Consider the following 15,997-nt stretch of genomic DNA (forward strand, 5'->3'; position numbering starts at 1 on the left):
GTTATGTTAACGAAAAAAGAAAACCTAGAAGCGATTGAGAAATTCTCCGAAAACTTGGAGATTGAAGGTCGCAGTCTTTGGCAAGATGCTCGTATCCGTTTCATGCGCAACAAAGCGGCGATGGTGAGCTTATTCCTTCTTGTTCTAATGACGTTGGCGGTTATTATCCTGCCAATGATCGCACCGTACACATTTGATGATACTGACTGGTACGCGATGCACGTTGCACCGAATGCTGACCATTGGTTTGGTACTGACAGCTTAGGCCGTGACTTATACGTGCGTACGCTAATTGGAGGTCGTATTTCGTTGATGGTAGGTGTTATGGGTGCATTTGTAGCGGTACTGATTGGTACGCTCTACGGCGCAGCATCTGGTTTCATCGGCGGTAAAGTTGACCGCGTAATGATGCGTATTCTAGAAATTTTATACGCGGTACCGTTTATGTTCCTGGTGATTGTACTGGTAACATTCTTCGGTCGTAACATCATGCTGATCTTCGTTGCGATTGGTGCTATCGCATGGCTAGATATGGCGCGTATCGTACGTGGCCAGACTCTTAGTCTACGTAGCAAGGAGTTTATCGAAGCGGCACATGTGTGTGGTGTAAGCAACTGGAAAATCATTACTCGTCATATCGTACCGAACGTACTGGGTATTGTAGCGGTATACTCTACGCTGCTTATCCCAAGTATGATTCTAACGGAATCATTCCTATCATTCCTTGGTCTTGGTGTTCAGGAACCAATGACAAGTTGGGGCGCTCTTCTACAAGAAGGTGCACAGACAATGGAAGTAGCAATCTGGCAGCTGGCATTCCCAGCAGTGTTCATGGTTGTGACGCTATTCTGCTTCAACTACGTTGGTGACGGCCTGCGCGATGCGCTGGATCCAAAAGACAGATAATTAAAAGATAAGATTAAGGAAGCAATGATGAGCTTATTAGATGTCAAAGATCTGCGCGTCGAATTCACCACGCAAGATGGTATCGTAACCGCAGTAAACGATTTGAACTTCTCTCTCAACCAAGGCGAAACCTTAGGTATCGTTGGAGAGTCGGGATCAGGTAAATCTCAAACCGTATTCGCAATCATGGGCCTTTTGGCTAAGAATGGTATTATTTCTGGTAGCGCAAAGTTTGAAGGCAAAGAAATCCTAAACTTACCAGAAAAAGAACTGAACAAAGTGCGTGCGGAACAGATCGCAATGATCTTCCAAGACCCAATGACATCACTGAACCCTTACATGAAAGTCAGTGATCAGTTGATGGAAGTGCTTATGCTGCACAAAGGCATGGGCAAAGCGGAAGCATTTGAAGAATCAGTACGCATGCTGGAAGCGGTAAAAATCCCTGAAGCGCGTAAGCGTATCACGATGTACCCGCATGAGTTTTCAGGCGGTATGCGTCAGCGTGTAATGATCGCGATGGCGTTGTTATGTCGTCCTAAACTGCTTATAGCCGATGAGCCAACAACAGCACTTGATGTGACGGTACAAGCACAGATCATGGACTTGTTGAATGAGCTGAAATCTGAGTTCAACACAGCGATCATCATGATCACTCACGACCTTGGTGTGGTTGCAGGTTCGTGTGACAAGGTGCTGGTGATGTATGCAGGCCGTACCATGGAGTACGGCAACGTAAACGAAATTTTCTACAATCCAAGCCATCCTTATGCGGAGGGGCTGCTGAAGGCGATTCCTCGCCTCGATACTGAGGGTGAAATTCTGCCGACCATTCCTGGTAATCCACCAAACTTGCTTCGTCTACCGCCGGGCTGCCCTTATCAAGAGCGCTGTCACCGTGTGATGGATCGTTGTAAGCGCGAGGCGCCAATTCTGACACCATTTGGTGATGGTCGTCAGCGTGCATGTTTTTCTGAATGGGAGGCTTGGAACAAATGAACGCAGTAGACAAAAAACTAATTCTGGACATTTCTGAGCTGAAAGTTCACTTCAGCATTGCCTCAAAGTCGGCATGGCCGTGGTCAAAGCCTTCGAGCCTGAAAGCGGTAGATGGCGTGAACGTTCGACTATACGAAGGGGAAACGCTTGGTGTAGTAGGTGAATCAGGTTGTGGTAAATCGACGTTTGCTCGTGCCATCATTGGTCTGGTTGAAGCTACTGACGGCCAAGTAGTTTGGTTGGGTCAAGACCTTACTAAAATGAAAAGCGTTCAGCGCCGTGAGACGCGTAAAGAAATTCAGATGATTTTCCAAGACCCATTGGCATCGCTGAATCCGCGTATGACTGTTGGTGATATCATTGCTGAACCTCTTGAGACATTCTATCCAGAACTGTCTAAGCAGGAAGTGAAAGATCGCGTTAAAGAGATGATGGCGAAAGTTGGCCTATTACCTAACGTGATTAACCGTTACCCACACGAGTTCTCGGGTGGTCAGTGTCAGCGTATCGGGATAGCGCGTGCGCTTATCCTTAAGCCTAAGATGATCATTTGTGACGAGCCAGTATCGGCGCTTGATGTATCTATTCAAGCTCAGGTGGTTAACCTACTTAAAGAGATTCAAAAAGAGTTAGGGCTTTCTCTGGTATTCATTGCGCATGACTTGTCTGTCGTTAAACACATTTCAGATCGCGTTTTAGTTATGTACTTAGGTAATGCCGTGGAACTTGGCGAGGCCGAGGCTCTGTTTGCTGATCCTAAGCACCCATATACGCGTGCGCTGATGTCTGCGGTTCCGATCCCGGACCCGGATATTGAGCGCAATAAGAAAATCCAAATGCTAGAGGGTGATCTTCCTTCACCTATCAACCCACCGTCGGGTTGTGTATTCCGCACTCGTTGCCCACAAGCAACCGAAGAGTGTGCGAAGACAAAGCCAACCATTTTAGGTAATGACGTTCACGCGGTATCTTGTTTACACGTTAGTGTATAAATTCAGCCTGTGACGGGCTTAAGCGCGACACCTTCATCGGGTCGCGCTTTTTTTATGTGTCTGATTTATACATTCGAATTTCTTGAACATGATGTCCTAAGTTCGATGATTCTCTGTTTGATAGGAAACGCTAATATAGACACAAACAGAACGAGAGGAGAGCAATCATGGGTAAGTTGGTTGAAGGTGTTTGGCAAGATGTCTGGTATGACACAAAATCAAATGGTGGCAAATTTGTGCGCGAAGATGCCGGATTCCGTAACTGGGTTAAAAACGATCCTGATGCGGAGTTTACACCAGAGTCCGGTCGATACCATTTGTATGTCTCTCTTGCTTGTCCTTGGGCACATCGAACCCTCATTTTCCGCAAGCTGAAAGGTTTAGAACCACATATTGATGTCACGGTCGTTTGCCCTGATATGCTCAGCCAAGGTTGGCAAATGGGGCTTCCTGAACCATTGTTTGGTCACACGCGTATGTATCAAATTTACACGCAGGCCAAACCCGATTACACGGGCCGCGTAACCGTGCCTGTACTTTGGGATAAAAAGACCAATACTATTGTGTCAAACGAGTCGTCAGAGATCATTCGCATGTTCAATTCGGAATTCAATGCGTTAACAGGGAATCACGACGACTACTATCCAGAACATCTAAAACACGTTATTGATGAGTGGAACGATTTTGTTTATCCGAATGTCAACAACGGAGTGTATCGTTGTGGCTTCGCGACTACACAAGAGGCGTATGAAGAAGCGTTTGATTCTTTGTTTAATGCGTTAGATAAAATCGATGCTCACCTAGCGACGCATCGTTACTTAGCAGGGAACACAATTACTGAGGCGGATTGGCGTTTGTTTACGACTCTTATTCGTTTTGATGCGGTGTATGTGGGGCATTTCAAGTGTAACAAGCAGCGCATCGCAGACTACGAAAATATACAAGGCTACTTAAAAGAGTTGTATCAAGTTGAAGGCGTCGAAGACACGACGGATTTCTATCACATTAAACGCCACTACTACTTCAGCCACACTGGGATTAATCCGACGCAAGTTGTACCAAAAGGGCCTGATTTAGACCTAAATACTCCTCATGGAAGAGAAAGGATTGGCTAGTTTGCTGCTTCCATCGCAAATGAAAAAATACTTAACGGTTAGCAATGCCGTTAAGTACTTTTGTGTCATCTAAATACCGGGAGTAGGAGTTTACTTTTTCATTCATCGTCACCTTACTTAGCGCGTACGATGTCCATCACTAGCTTTCCGTCCACTTTTACAGGACCGTCCTCTTTAGCGCCGAGCGTATACTCAAACACACCAGTCTTCATGCCACCTTTCTCTCCGTGGACCATTAACATCAGCATATCGCCTGATTCTACTGGTTCCATCAAAATTGCATTTACGTTTTCATTCTTTCCCATTTTTAACGGAGCGTAGCCGATAACAGGACCAGGCTTCATTGATTCGTCTGTTCGGTGGACAACCATCCACCCATTGTCATCAGCATGAGCCATTTCAGCGGTCACCGTTCCTCCGGACATATCTTGATCGACGCCTTTAATACTCGGGGCGGAAAAGCTGAATGAAGAAAAACTAATCAGAAACGCAGCTAAACCAAACTTTATCAGTGATGTATTGATGAAATCCTTCATATATATTCCTTAGCAGTCAATGAGTTTGTGCATTGCAGTAGCTTTTACGTATTTCCTAGCAAAAAAGTTTAGCTAAAACGTAAATAATGCCGATAAATTGAACAGGGACCGTGCTGCTTTGGAGCCAATGCATTTTGGGGAGTGGGTCAATCGGTGTAAGAACAAGCACGAGCAATGTCGATTAGGTATGGGGGCGATAGGGAGAAAAGCTTTGTGCACCAGTAATTATAGGTTGTGCAGTGATTGGTATAAAAAACAAATAAGTGTTCTGGCCAGCAATAGAAAAAGCCCTCGACGAATCGAGGGCTTTGTATCTATATCCAACTAGATGTCAGAAGCGATTATTTAGCTTCTTGGTCTGCTTGGATAGCTGTTAGAGCGATGGTGTACACGATGTCGTCTACTAGCGCGCCACGAGACAAGTCGTTTACAGGTTTACGCATACCTTGCAGCATTGGACCGATAGATACTAGGTCAGCTGAACGTTGTACCGCTTTGTAAGTCGTGTTACCCGTGTTTAGGTCTGGGAATACAAATACTGTCGCTTTACCTGCAACTGGAGAGTTTGGTGCTTTAGAAGCAGCAACGTTTTCCATAATAGCAGCGTCGTACTGTAGAGGACCGTCAATGATAAGATCAGGACGTTTCTCTTGAGCCAGTTTTGTTGCTTCACGTACTTTATCAACGTCTGCACCCTTACCAGATTCACCAGTAGAGTAAGAGATCATTGCAACGCGTGGTTCGATACCGAATGCTGCTGCAGAGTCAGCAGATTGGATAGCGATTTCAGCAAGCTGTTCAGCAGTTGGATCTGGGTTGATTGCACAGTCACCGTAAACCAGTACTTGATCAGGCAGAAGCATGAAGAATACTGAAGATACGATAGACGCATTTGGTGCCGTCTTGATGATTTGGAACGGAGGAACGATAGTGTTCGCCGTAGTGTGAACAGCACCAGAAACTAGGCCGTCAACTTCGTCGTTCTCAAGCATCATTGTGCCTAGGAATACTGAATCTTGTAGCTTCTCACGAGCCACAACTTCAGTCATGCCTTTCGCACCGCGCAACTCAACTAGGCGAGCAACGTAGTTTTCACGAACAGCATCTGCATCAATGATGGTTACACCAGTACCTAGCTCAACGCCTTGTTGAGCCGCTACGCGACGGATTTCATCTGGGTTACCTAGAAGTACACAGTCTGCAATGCCGCGTTCAGCACAGATCGCTGCTGCTTTAACTGTGCGTGGTTCGTCACCTTCTGGAAGAACGATACGCTTACCTGCTTTACGAGCAAGTTCAGTTAGCTGGTAACGGAACGCTGGTGGGCTTAGACGACGAGACTTCTGAGTGCCTTCAGTCATAGACTCGATCCAGTTACCGTCGATGTGGCCAGCAACGTGTTCGTTGATGAACTCGATACGCTCTTTATCGTCTGCAGGTACTTCGATGCTGAAGCTCTGCAGGTTTAGAGACGTTTGCCAAGTGTTACCTTGTGCTTTGAAGATAGGTAGACCAGTGTCGAATGCTGGTTTACATAGGCCTTCGATTTCGCTAGGGATATCGTAACCGCCAGTTAGCAGTACTGCACCAATATCCACACCGTTCATTGCAGCAAGAGAAGCAGCAACGATAACATCAGGACGGTCTGCAGAAGTAACAAGTAGAGAACCCGGTTTGAAGTGCTCAATCATGTTTGGCAGAGAACGTGCACAGAAAGTGATGCTCTTGATGCGACGAGTGTTGATGTCACCTTCGTTGATGATATCTGCTTTCAGGTGCTTAGCCATGTCGATTGCGCGAGTCGCAATCAGATCAATACTCCATGGCACACAACCTAGTACACGAATTGGAGAAGTGTTGAAAATTTCCATCACTTTCAATTCGTTTTGTTTTGCGCTGTCTGCATCGTCAAAGATTTCAGATAGGTCAGGGCGAGTACGGCCAGCTTCGTCAACAGGAGCGTTTAGCTTGTTGATGATAACACCAGAGATGTTTTTGTTTTTAGTGCCGCCGAAGTTAGAACATGCTACTTCGATACGCTCTTTCAGTTGCGCAGGGTTATCAGTACCTGGAGTCGCAACTAGCACGATTTCTGCACCAAGTGTTGCCGCGATTTCCGCGTTTACTTGGTTTGCAAATGGGTGCTTACGAGTAGGTACAAGACCTTCGATTAGCGTAACGTCTGCGTCTTTGTTGATTTGGTTGTAACGTTCAACAACGGTTTCTAGCAGCTCGTCCATGTTGTCGTTACCGATTAGGCTTTCAGCAACAGACATCGCCATTGGTTCACCGATCTTCATATCGCTGTTACGACCAACGATAGTTGAAGTCAGATCTGGCTGATCACCACCTGAACGTGGCTGACAGATTGGCTTGTAGAAAGAAACTTTAACGCCTTTACGCTCCATAGCGCGAAGAACACCCATGCTAACGCTTGTTAGGCCAACGCCTGCGCTAGTAGGGATAAGCATAATAGTACGAGACATTCGTAGAGTACCTTTAGCTATTTGGGGGATAAAAGCTCAACTCTTATTCCATGAAGCTCGAAGAATAGGAGTTGAGCCCCTAAGAAATTCGTTTGAATGAAAATCTGGCTAGCCGAGTGGCTAGCCAGGAATTCAATTAAAGACCTGTCAGGCGAGCAGTGTCTTCAGCGATGACTAGCTCTTCGTTAGTAGAGATAACCATTGCAGGGATACGGCTGTTTTCAGTCGTGATAACGCCTTCGCCGCCGAAGCGAGCTTTAAGGTTAGCTTCGCTATCTACTTCGATACCGAAGATGCCAAGACGGTTTAGAACCATTTCACGGATAGGGCCAGAGTTCTCGCCGATACCGCCAGTGAAAGTGATTGCGTCTAGACGGCCTTCCATTGAAGCAGTGTAGCCAGCAACGTATTTAGCTAGACGGTGGCAGAACACGTCCATTGCGCGTGTTGCTTCTTCTTTTTGACCGTAGTTGTCTTCAACGAAACGACAGTCAGAAGTCACTTCAGTTAGACCTTGAAGACCAGACTCTTTAGTTAGCATCGTGTTGATTTGATCAACAGAGTAACCTAGAGCGTCGTGTAGGTGGAAGACGATAGCAGGGTCGATGTCGCCACAGCGAGTACCCATTACCAGACCTTCAAGTGGAGTAAGACCCATAGAAGTGTCTACAGATTGACCGTTCTTGATCGCACATACAGATGCGCCGTTACCTAGGTGACAGTTGATGATGTTTACTTCTTCAACTGGTTTGTTTAGTAGGCCTGCAACTTCACGAGTGATGAACAAGTGAGAAGTACCGTGCATGCCGTAACGACGGATACCGTGTTCTTTGTATAGGTTGTATGGAAGAGCGTATAGGTAAGACTCTTCAGGCATAGTTTGGTGGAACGCAGTGTCAAATACAGCAACGTTTTTCAGCTCTGGGAAGTTTTTCTTAGCCGCTTCGATACCGATGATGTGAGCAGGGTTATGAAGAGGTGCAAATGTTGCAGCGTCTTGAATACCTTTTAGAACTTCATCAGTAATTAGTGCAGATTGAGTGAACTGCTCGCCGCCGTGAACGATACGGTGACCGATTGCGCCTAGGTTAGCTTTAAGCTCTGGCTTAGAAGCAAGAATAGTTTCTACCATAAACGCTAGTGCTTCTTCGTGAGCTGCACCATTGCCTAGTTGAGCTTCGTGCTTGCCATCAAGTTTCCACTTGATGCGAGCTTCAGGAAGGTGAAGACACTCAGCAAGACCTGACAAGTGCTCGTCGCCGTTCTCGGCATCAACAACGGCAAATTTAAGAGAAGAACTACCGCAGTTTAAAACTAAAACTAGCTTAGACATGTATGACTACCTGTTATTCGTCTGATAAAAAATCAGTTAAAGAATGAAAAATTAATCACAAGAATAGCCGATACCCAGAAGGCTGCGTACTAATCCTGGTCAAAAATTGTTCTAATTCCATATAAAGAAATAGTGATGAACCCTTCCATCACTATGATGCGATCCGTGCAGATAGATATCTCGGAGTTGCTTAAATTGTAAATAACAGCAACAATGAGATTGAGGGTCTGCAAAGGATAGCGATAATAAGCAATGATAACAAAAAAAATTTGAAAGAATATTAACTTTCATCAATTTTTTGTACCTTCAGTTGAAATGTTCAACTATATTTTAGTGAGAGAGCGGTATGAGTAATAAAGTCGGATTGATCCATAGCCTGAAAGATGGCCAGAATTACATGGAGATCTGGCCGGTTCGTAAAGAGCTAAGCGCCATATTTCCGGAACAGCGTATCATTAAGGCGACTCGCTTTGGCATTAAAGTCATGCCGGCCGTTGCTGCGATCAGCGTACTCACTCAAATGGCATTCAACAATTACCACGCGTTACCTCAATCCATTGTTGTCGCCTTGTTTGCGATTAGCTTGCCACTTCAAGGCATTTGGTGGCTTGGTGCTCGATCCAACACGAAATTGCCGCCTTCTTTGGCCTCTTGGTATCGGGAGTTGCATCAAAAAATTGTGGAAACAGGTTTTGCATTAGAGCCTGTCAAAGCTCGCCCTCGTTACAAAGAGCTTGCGATAATACTGAACCGAGCGTTTCGCCAGCTCGATAAATCGTCATTAGAGCGTTGGTTCTAATTTAAATTGTTTGAAATGGAGTGTGCACTGGCCACTCCATTTTTGATCCTGCCTCTATTACCTACTTTGACGGTCGTTGATGAAGCGAGCGAAGCTTTGTTTACCAAAGATTCTTTCCGGATGAAGAAGTCCCCCCGATCACAAATGTTGCTTTAGTGTTAAATCTTTCTTTTCTTTACTAAGACTTAGTAGTAATAATAAAAACAAGATGCGCAAGAAGTGCACAGTTATATGAACACAACAATACCGCCTTCAAACATTTGAATTCACGAGTCGATACACATATTGAAAGCTCGTGAAACAAGGACGAAGTCACATCAAGGAGTTATGATGAAAACGAAACGTTTATTAGCCACTGCCGTTCTATCAGCTACTGCTATTTTCTCTTCTACCAATGTACTGGCCGCCACTGCAACTGTCGCAGTTTCACAGATTGTCGAACACCCGGCGTTAGACGCGACGCGCCAAGGATTGCTTGATGGTTTGAAAGCGAAAGGCTACGAAGAAGGCAAAAATCTAGAATTTGATTATAAGACCGCACAGGGTAATCCAGCGATTGCGGTGCAAATTGCCCGTCAGTACGTCGGTGAAAATCCTGATGTGTTAGTTGGCATCGCGACACCTTCGGCACAAGCTTTGGTGTCGGCTACTCGCTCTATTCCTGTTGTCTTTACTGCGGTAACAGATCCGGTTGGTGCGAAATTGGTTAAGTCGATGGAACAACCAGGTAAAAACGTAACTGGCCTGTCTGATCTTTCCCCCGTTTCTCAGCATGTCGATCTCATCCAAGAAATTCTTCCTCAGGTGAAAAGCATCGGGGTTGTATTTAATCCCGGTGAAGCTAATGCCGTGACTTTAGTTGAATTACTAAAAGAAAGCGCAAAAGCAAAAGGCATACAAGTGGTTGAAGCGACCGCACTAAAAAGTGCTGATGTTCAGTCTGCGACTCAAGCGATTGCAGCGAAATCAGACATTCTTTACGCCCCAACAGACAATACAGTTGCAAGTGCGATTGAAGGGATGATTGTGGCAGCGAATCAAGCGAAGAAACCTGTATTTGGTGGCGCGACGTCGTATGTCGAAAAAGGTGCAATTGCAGGCTTAGGTTTTGACTACTACCAGGTTGGTGTACAAACCGCGGATTACGTGGCGGCGATTCTTGATGGTCAAGAACCAGGCAAGCTAGATGTAAAAGTCGCGACGGGCTCTGACCTTGTAATTAATGAAAGCGCAGCATCTAAGCTCGGTATCAAGCTGCCAAGTTCTGTGGTTGAACGTGCGACAAGCATGCAATAAGTAACGCTTTTTGGGGGTTAAGCCTGTCACGTTGGTTGGTAGACGCTTGCCCCAAAATTGATACTCGCCGGATTTCTCGTGTAGAGCATTCTGCTAGAGAAGAAGGGGAGTATACGTTAGAAGTCTTAAGTTCAGGTTGGTATTAGCCAGCCTGAGCATGCAGAAAGGAGCAGTTATGTCTGCATTTGCTTTTTTTGGTGCACTCGAAATTGGCTTGATTTATGGCCTAGTCGCTCTGGGTGTGTATCTTACGTTCCGTGTTCTCGATTTCCCCGATTTGAGTGTGGATGGCAGCTTTCCAATGGGAGCGGCGGTGGCTGCAACGGCGATTGTCGCAGGTATTAATCCTTGGCTTGCGACAATAATGGCGATGATAGCTGGTAGTATGACGGGGTGGGTAACCGCTTTTCTGGCTGTTCGGTGTGGTATTTTACACCTGTTAGCTTCCATTCTTACCATGATCGCTGCATTTTCAATTAATATTCGTATTATGGGCAAACCTAATATGGCGTTGCTTGGAGAGGATACGATTCTCACTCCGTTTGAAGCATTGGGCGATGCGATGTTTATTCGTCCTCTGGTTGTTGGGGTCTTAGTTCTTCTGTCCGCTTTCTTTGTCATTCGCCTGCTGAACAGCGACTTTGGTCTTGGTTTACGAGCCACGGGTGTGAATGCGCGTATGGTTTCTGCGCAAGGGGCGAGCACTGGCTTTTATACCTACTTTGGCTTGGCTTTATCCAACGGGTTTGTGGGATTCGCAGGCGCGTTGTTTGCACAAACGAACAGCTTTGCGGATGTGACCTCTGGCGTGGGCACCATTGTCGTTGGTTTGGCAGCTGTGATTTTGGGGCAGACCCTTATTCCCGGGCGCAAGATTTGGGTTGCGGTATTTGCGGTCATCATCGGTTCGGTACTTTATCGCCTTGCAGTGGCTTTCGCTTTGAGCTCTGGCATGTTTGGTTTACAAGCTTCAGACCTCAACCTGGTTACCGCAGTATTGGTGGCTGTGGCGCTTATTGCTCCAAAGCTAAAACAGAGCATAAGAGCGAAACAACGCGTTACTGATGCTAAACAAGCGGCATCAAAAAATGGTTCTGGGGAGGCATTATGATCGAACTAAATAATATTCAGGTCACGTTCAACCCTGGGACGATTTTGGAAAATCGTGCATTGAAAGGCGTCTCTTTAGAGGTTCCAGAGCATCAATTTCTTACCGTGATTGGTTCTAATGGCGCAGGAAAATCGACGTTGCTTGGTGCGGTGACAGGTGAGACGCCGATGATAGGTGGTCAGGTTATCATTGACGGCAAAGACGTCACCAAGCAGACGGTAGCCCAACGTGCGACGCAATGTGCCCGAGTGTTTCAAGATCCATTGGCCGGGACTTGTGGCGAACTGACGATAGAAGAGAACATGGCTCTAGCGCACATGCGTGGTAAAAAACGCAGCTGGGGGTTGGCGCTCTCTACTAAACGTCGCAAGCTGTTCCAAGAGCGAATTAGCATCCTCGGTCTTGGTTTAGAAGACCGCTTGGGCGATAGCATTGGGTTGCTGTCTGGTGGGCAACGACAAGCCGTTAGCCTTGTGATGGCGACGTTATCGGAGAGTAAGCTGTTATTGCTTGATGAACACACGGCTGCGCTTGATCCTCGTATGGCGGCGTTTGTTATCGACTTAACTAAACGTATTGTCGATGAGTTCGATTTAACCGTGATGATGGTGACGCATTCGATGAAAGACGCATTAGCATGTGGCGATAGGACCGTAATGCTTCACCAAGGTGAAATTGTGCTTGATGTGGCTGGAGAGCAGCGCGCTAACATGCAAGTACCAGACTTGTTGGATATGTTCTCTAAAGTGCGTGGTGAAGAGCTTGCAGATGACAGTCTCTTGTTGAACTAAGCGGTATCCGACAAGTCACTACGCCTACTAAGTGTGATCCTCCTTGGGAAAATTGGCTGATATGTCAACTCGCAGGGAGGATTTCTTGTCTCTAATTCTTCAATAACATAGTGGCATATCCGATGACGAGGAGTGCCCATAATGAACCTGCCATTTATTTTTCATAGTCAAACTATTGATGGTTTAGCTTTTAATGACGAGCAAGTTACAGTCAGACTGAAAACCGAGACATTGGATTTTGATTCCGTCTATGTGCGTATTGAGCCGGACAACGAAGAATATCTGGTCGACATGGCTCAAGTAGGAACGGCTGGTGAATTATTACTATGGGAGGCATCGTTTCGACCAAATCAAGATCGAGATGTCACACATTATGTGTTTAAGCTCCTCAAAGACGGACAGCAATACTGGCTCGATGCACGAGGCGTACAAAAGCGTATTCCACCCAAAGAGTTCCACTTTAAGTTGAATGTAGAGCATCAACCACCAAGCTGGGTCCAAGAGCAAGTTTTCTATCAAATCTTTCCTGACCGTTTTTCTGCTAGTAAAAGTGAGTCTGATATTCGCCACGCTTATGCTCAATATGATTCTGCATCGGTCGTCAAGGCGTGGGGAGACGCGGTAGGCTCTCACCAAAATACCGGGGCACGTGAATTCTTTGGCGGCGACCTCAAAGGTGTAGAACAAAAGTTGGACTATCTTGAACAGCTCGGCGTTACTGCGCTTTATTTCAACCCGATCTTTTCTTCACCAAGTAATCATAAATACGACACCACCGATTACTTCACTGTTGACCCTATGCTCGGCACCAACGATCAGTTTGCTGAACTGTGTGAGAAAATCCGTGGTAAGAATATGAAGATTGTCTTAGACGCGGTGTTTAACCACACGTCAGTGCATCATCCTTGGTTTGATATCCAACAAAAAGGAGAAGGAGCGTATGGCAATCCGCAGTCAAAGTTCCGTGATTACTACTTTTTCGAAGGTGAAACCAATCACTACATTGGTTGGAAAGGCATTGGTAACTTACCGGTTCTGAACTTTGAAAATGAACAGGTGCGCGACTACATCTACCAAAGTGAAGAGTCTGTCATCAAGTATTGGCTGAAGCCACCGTACTTGGTTGATGGCTGGCGGTTTGATGTCATTCATATGCTTGGCGAAGGAGAGGGAGCAAAAAACAATGCTCGTTATGTTGAAGCGTTTCGTCATGCAACTAAGTCAGTAAACCCGAATGCTTATGTGTTAGGTGAGCACTTTTTTGAAGCAACGCAGTGGTTGCAAGGTGATCAAGAAGATGGGGCGATGAACTACTACGGTTTTGCTCATCCAGTCCGAGCTTTTATCGCACGACAAGATATTATGTACGATCCAATCAACATTGATGGTTTGGAGTTTAAAGCATGGTTGGACGAAGCCAGAGCAAAAATCCCATTTTCTAATCAGCTATCGCAGCTAAATCAACTCGATAGTCACGATACTGCTCGGTTTATCACATTGGTTGATGGTGATAAGCGTAAAATGAACATCGCGCTAGCAATGCTTATGACTTACGTTGGCACGCCTTGTATTTACTATGGGAGTGAAGTCGGTCTAGAAGGAGGGCTAGACCCGGATAATCGTCGTTGTTTTCCTTGGAATGAAATTGAAAGTTCACAATGGCTATCGCTTTACCAACAATGGATCAAGATACGTAAACAATGTAAGCCTTTACAGTCGGGCTGTATTCAATGGCTGCATTGCACTAACAATCAGTTGGCGTACGCACGTGTACTGGGTCGTGAAGCAGTCGTTGTTATGATTAATCTCAGTGGTAATGAATGTTCAATCGATTTACCTATGTGGCAACTGGGCTTGGAGGTTAGCCAAGTTATATCGTTGTTAGATGACACAGAACAGGTTGATTATAAAGGTCATATCTCTGTCAATATGTCGGCACAGAGCTGCAAATTATGGCGACTAAAGTGACACCACACTCTATATTGATTAAACTCCTTTAATATATAAACGGTCTCAAACAGCGCGCACACATTTGTTTGGTCTCTTGTTATCTGGTGCTGCATTGCATGCGTCACCAGATAACGAGTATCAATTTAATAGCAGTCATAAGAGACTATTGACCTTTCATATGCATGGTACTCAATGGTAAACCAAAGGCGATTTAGCCTCTCATTTGTCATCTTTTTTCCTCTGGCGTTATTTGTAGTGGTTTTACTCGTGACAACGAAAAATTACTATGATGCGGTTAACCGCTATATCGATTCTGAGTATTCGCGTATCGAGCGTGCAATGTCTCGCGGTATTAAAGTACTCACGGCTTTAGATTACAGCTTCACCAACTATACCAATTACGCTAACCCACTGTTTGAAGAACATAATTCTTTAGTCAAAGAAGGGCTTTGTTATCTTTGGCCTATAGATGTGTTATTACTCGAAAGTGTTTATAGTGAAGGGTTACCTGCGGTTGACCTTGATTATATGATCGTAGGGGATGAAAGCTTATGCCAGCAAGGTTCAACGATTAACCAGTTAGCTGAACAAAAGGCGGGTTTTGCGCCGTCATTGTCATTTCTGCACGATATTGAATCGCACATTGTTGGAATCCATTACATTGACAAACGCGGTTACGTTATCTCCTCACCCGATACCTACGCAAAAAATTTCACGAGAGAACTTTTGTCAACGCTAAAAGCCCGACCTTTTTGGCAAAAAAACGCGCAAGATAAAGTGAACATTACCTTGGCTGGACCAGGGCCTGTGTTGGACTCGATGGAAGGTCAAGTCATTAGTATGACGGTACCCGTCTATGAGAAAGGAGAACATCAAGGTGTTTTGTCTATTGATTTTGACATCAATACGCTCATGGCTTCGTCGCTAGGTCTTGTTGGTCAGTTTCATTTGGTTTCCAATTTACAATCCATTCCTTCAAACAGTACACGAATCAAACCAGTCGAATTAGAGCGATTGAGTGCGAATCACAGCATGTACTACGAGTACAACCTTTGGGATGAAGCTAAGAACCTAGCGGTTTTTGAAAAATACAGCCTTATTGTCGCACTGTTTATTTACGTGCTGAGTACCGTCGTCTTGTTCTATGTGAATATGCATAGCGAGCGACGTTACTTTAAAGAACTGGCAGCAAGAGACCCAATGACCAGTTTATTGAATCGTCGAGGTATGCAAACCGTGTGGCGTAATAAGATGACAAAAAAACAGGTTGCTTTAGCAGTGTTCGATATTGATAACTTCAAGAAGATCAACGACACCTATGGTCATGATGTCGGTGATTCTGCAATTCAGCTTGTTGCAAAATGTATACGTGAAAATATTCGCCATACCGATGTTGCCTCAAGGTTTGGTGGCGAAGAGTTCGTTTTAGCGATTTATGACGAAGATTCAGAAGGCATTAAACTCATTTTAGACAGAGTAAAAAAAGCCATAGATGAGCGCTCGATACGCGTAACGAAAGAAGGCTTTACGATCTCTGGCGGTGTGGTGTTTAGTAAAGAGAGCCGAGTAGAAAACTTTGATGAATTGTTTAAAGCGGCGGATGAAAAGTTATATCAAGCCAAAAGTACCGGCAAAAATAAGATCTGTTACTAGGATTTAGGTACAAAAAAGGACGAGATATTC

The 15,997-nt window shown here is 45.3% G+C and carries 13 protein-coding genes; 10 read left to right on the forward strand and 3 right to left on the reverse strand.

All coding sequences use genetic code 11. The annotated features are described in order from the left end of the window. Nucleotides 1-3 precede the first annotated feature (3 nt). The 4 genes from oppC to R7O12_RS08940 all read left to right on the forward strand — a co-directional run bounded on the left by oppC (nt 4) and on the right by R7O12_RS08940 (nt 4,012). Nucleotides 4-906: an oligopeptide ABC transporter permease OppC gene (gene oppC, locus R7O12_RS08925; protein ID WP_017633861.1), complete on the forward strand. Its 903-nt coding sequence runs from the start codon at nt 4-6 to the stop codon at nt 904-906. Nucleotides 907-933: 27 nt separating this feature from the next. Next, nucleotides 934-1,905, forward strand: coding sequence for an ABC transporter ATP-binding protein (locus R7O12_RS08930; RefSeq protein WP_005380792.1), 972 nt, complete (start codon nt 934-936; stop codon nt 1,903-1,905). Then, nucleotides 1,884-2,897 carry a murein tripeptide/oligopeptide ABC transporter ATP binding protein OppF gene (oppF, locus tag R7O12_RS08935; RefSeq protein WP_005387265.1) on the forward strand — a complete coding sequence of 338 codons (1,014 nt, stop codon included), beginning with the start codon at nt 1,884-1,886 and terminating at the stop codon, nt 2,895-2,897. Before R7O12_RS08930 ends, oppF begins: the two co-directional genes overlap by 22 nt. A 167-nt stretch (nt 2,898-3,064) precedes the next feature. Next, complete coding sequence (locus R7O12_RS08940; RefSeq protein ID WP_042523110.1) at nt 3,065-4,012, forward strand: glutathione S-transferase family protein; 948 nt, start codon at nt 3,065-3,067, stop codon at nt 4,010-4,012. A gap of 113 nt (nt 4,013-4,125) precedes the next feature. On the opposite strand, the gene R7O12_RS08945 is transcribed toward R7O12_RS08940, so the two are convergent. From R7O12_RS08945 to R7O12_RS08955, 3 genes are all read right to left on the reverse strand, one after another. Further along, complete coding sequence (locus R7O12_RS08945; protein ID WP_005380804.1) at nt 4,126-4,548, reverse strand: hypothetical protein; 423 nt, start codon at nt 4,546-4,548, stop codon at nt 4,126-4,128. 341 nt (nt 4,549-4,889) lie between these two features. Beyond that, the gene (gene pta, locus R7O12_RS08950) at nt 4,890-7,034 is read right to left on the reverse strand and encodes a phosphate acetyltransferase (RefSeq protein ID WP_005380805.1); all 2,145 of its coding nucleotides are present in this window, start codon (nt 7,032-7,034) and stop codon (nt 4,890-4,892) included. Between the two features lie 136 nt (nt 7,035-7,170). Further along, on the reverse strand, nt 7,171-8,367 hold the full coding sequence (locus R7O12_RS08955) for an acetate kinase (protein WP_005380807.1): 1,197 nt from the start codon (nt 8,365-8,367) through the stop codon (nt 7,171-7,173). A 346-nt stretch (nt 8,368-8,713) separates the two neighbouring features. On the opposite strand from R7O12_RS08955, the gene yfbV reads away from it, so the two are divergent. From yfbV to R7O12_RS08985, 6 genes are all read left to right on the forward strand, one after another. Beyond that, entirely contained in the window at nt 8,714-9,166 is a 453-nt protein-coding gene (yfbV, locus tag R7O12_RS08960; RefSeq protein ID WP_005380809.1) for a terminus macrodomain insulation protein YfbV, read from the forward strand. A 330-nt stretch (nt 9,167-9,496) separates the two neighbouring features. Further along, the gene (locus tag R7O12_RS08965) at nt 9,497-10,462 is read left to right on the forward strand and encodes an ABC transporter substrate-binding protein (protein ID WP_170893538.1); all 966 of its coding nucleotides are present in this window, start codon (nt 9,497-9,499) and stop codon (nt 10,460-10,462) included. A 175-nt stretch (nt 10,463-10,637) separates the two neighbouring features. Then, nucleotides 10,638-11,573, forward strand: a complete 936-nt coding sequence (locus R7O12_RS08970) for an ABC transporter permease (protein ID WP_149192470.1) — start codon at nt 10,638-10,640, stop codon at nt 11,571-11,573. After that, on the forward strand, nt 11,570-12,364 hold the full coding sequence (locus R7O12_RS08975; RefSeq protein ID WP_005387275.1) for an ABC transporter ATP-binding protein: 795 nt from the start codon (nt 11,570-11,572) through the stop codon (nt 12,362-12,364). The genes R7O12_RS08970 and R7O12_RS08975 overlap by 4 nt, the downstream gene beginning before the upstream one ends. 141 nt (nt 12,365-12,505) lie before the next feature. Continuing rightward, a complete protein-coding gene (gene malZ / locus R7O12_RS08980; protein ID WP_318125762.1) occupies nt 12,506-14,332 on the forward strand; it encodes a maltodextrin glucosidase in 1,827 nt (608 codons plus the stop codon). A gap of 174 nt (nt 14,333-14,506) precedes the next feature. Continuing rightward, on the forward strand, nt 14,507-15,967 hold the full coding sequence (locus R7O12_RS08985; RefSeq protein ID WP_318125763.1) for a sensor domain-containing diguanylate cyclase: 1,461 nt from the start codon (nt 14,507-14,509) through the stop codon (nt 15,965-15,967). The last annotated feature ends 30 nt before the right edge of the window (nt 15,968-15,997 follow it).

It is taken from the genome of Vibrio sp. Vb1574, from assembly GCF_033338675.1.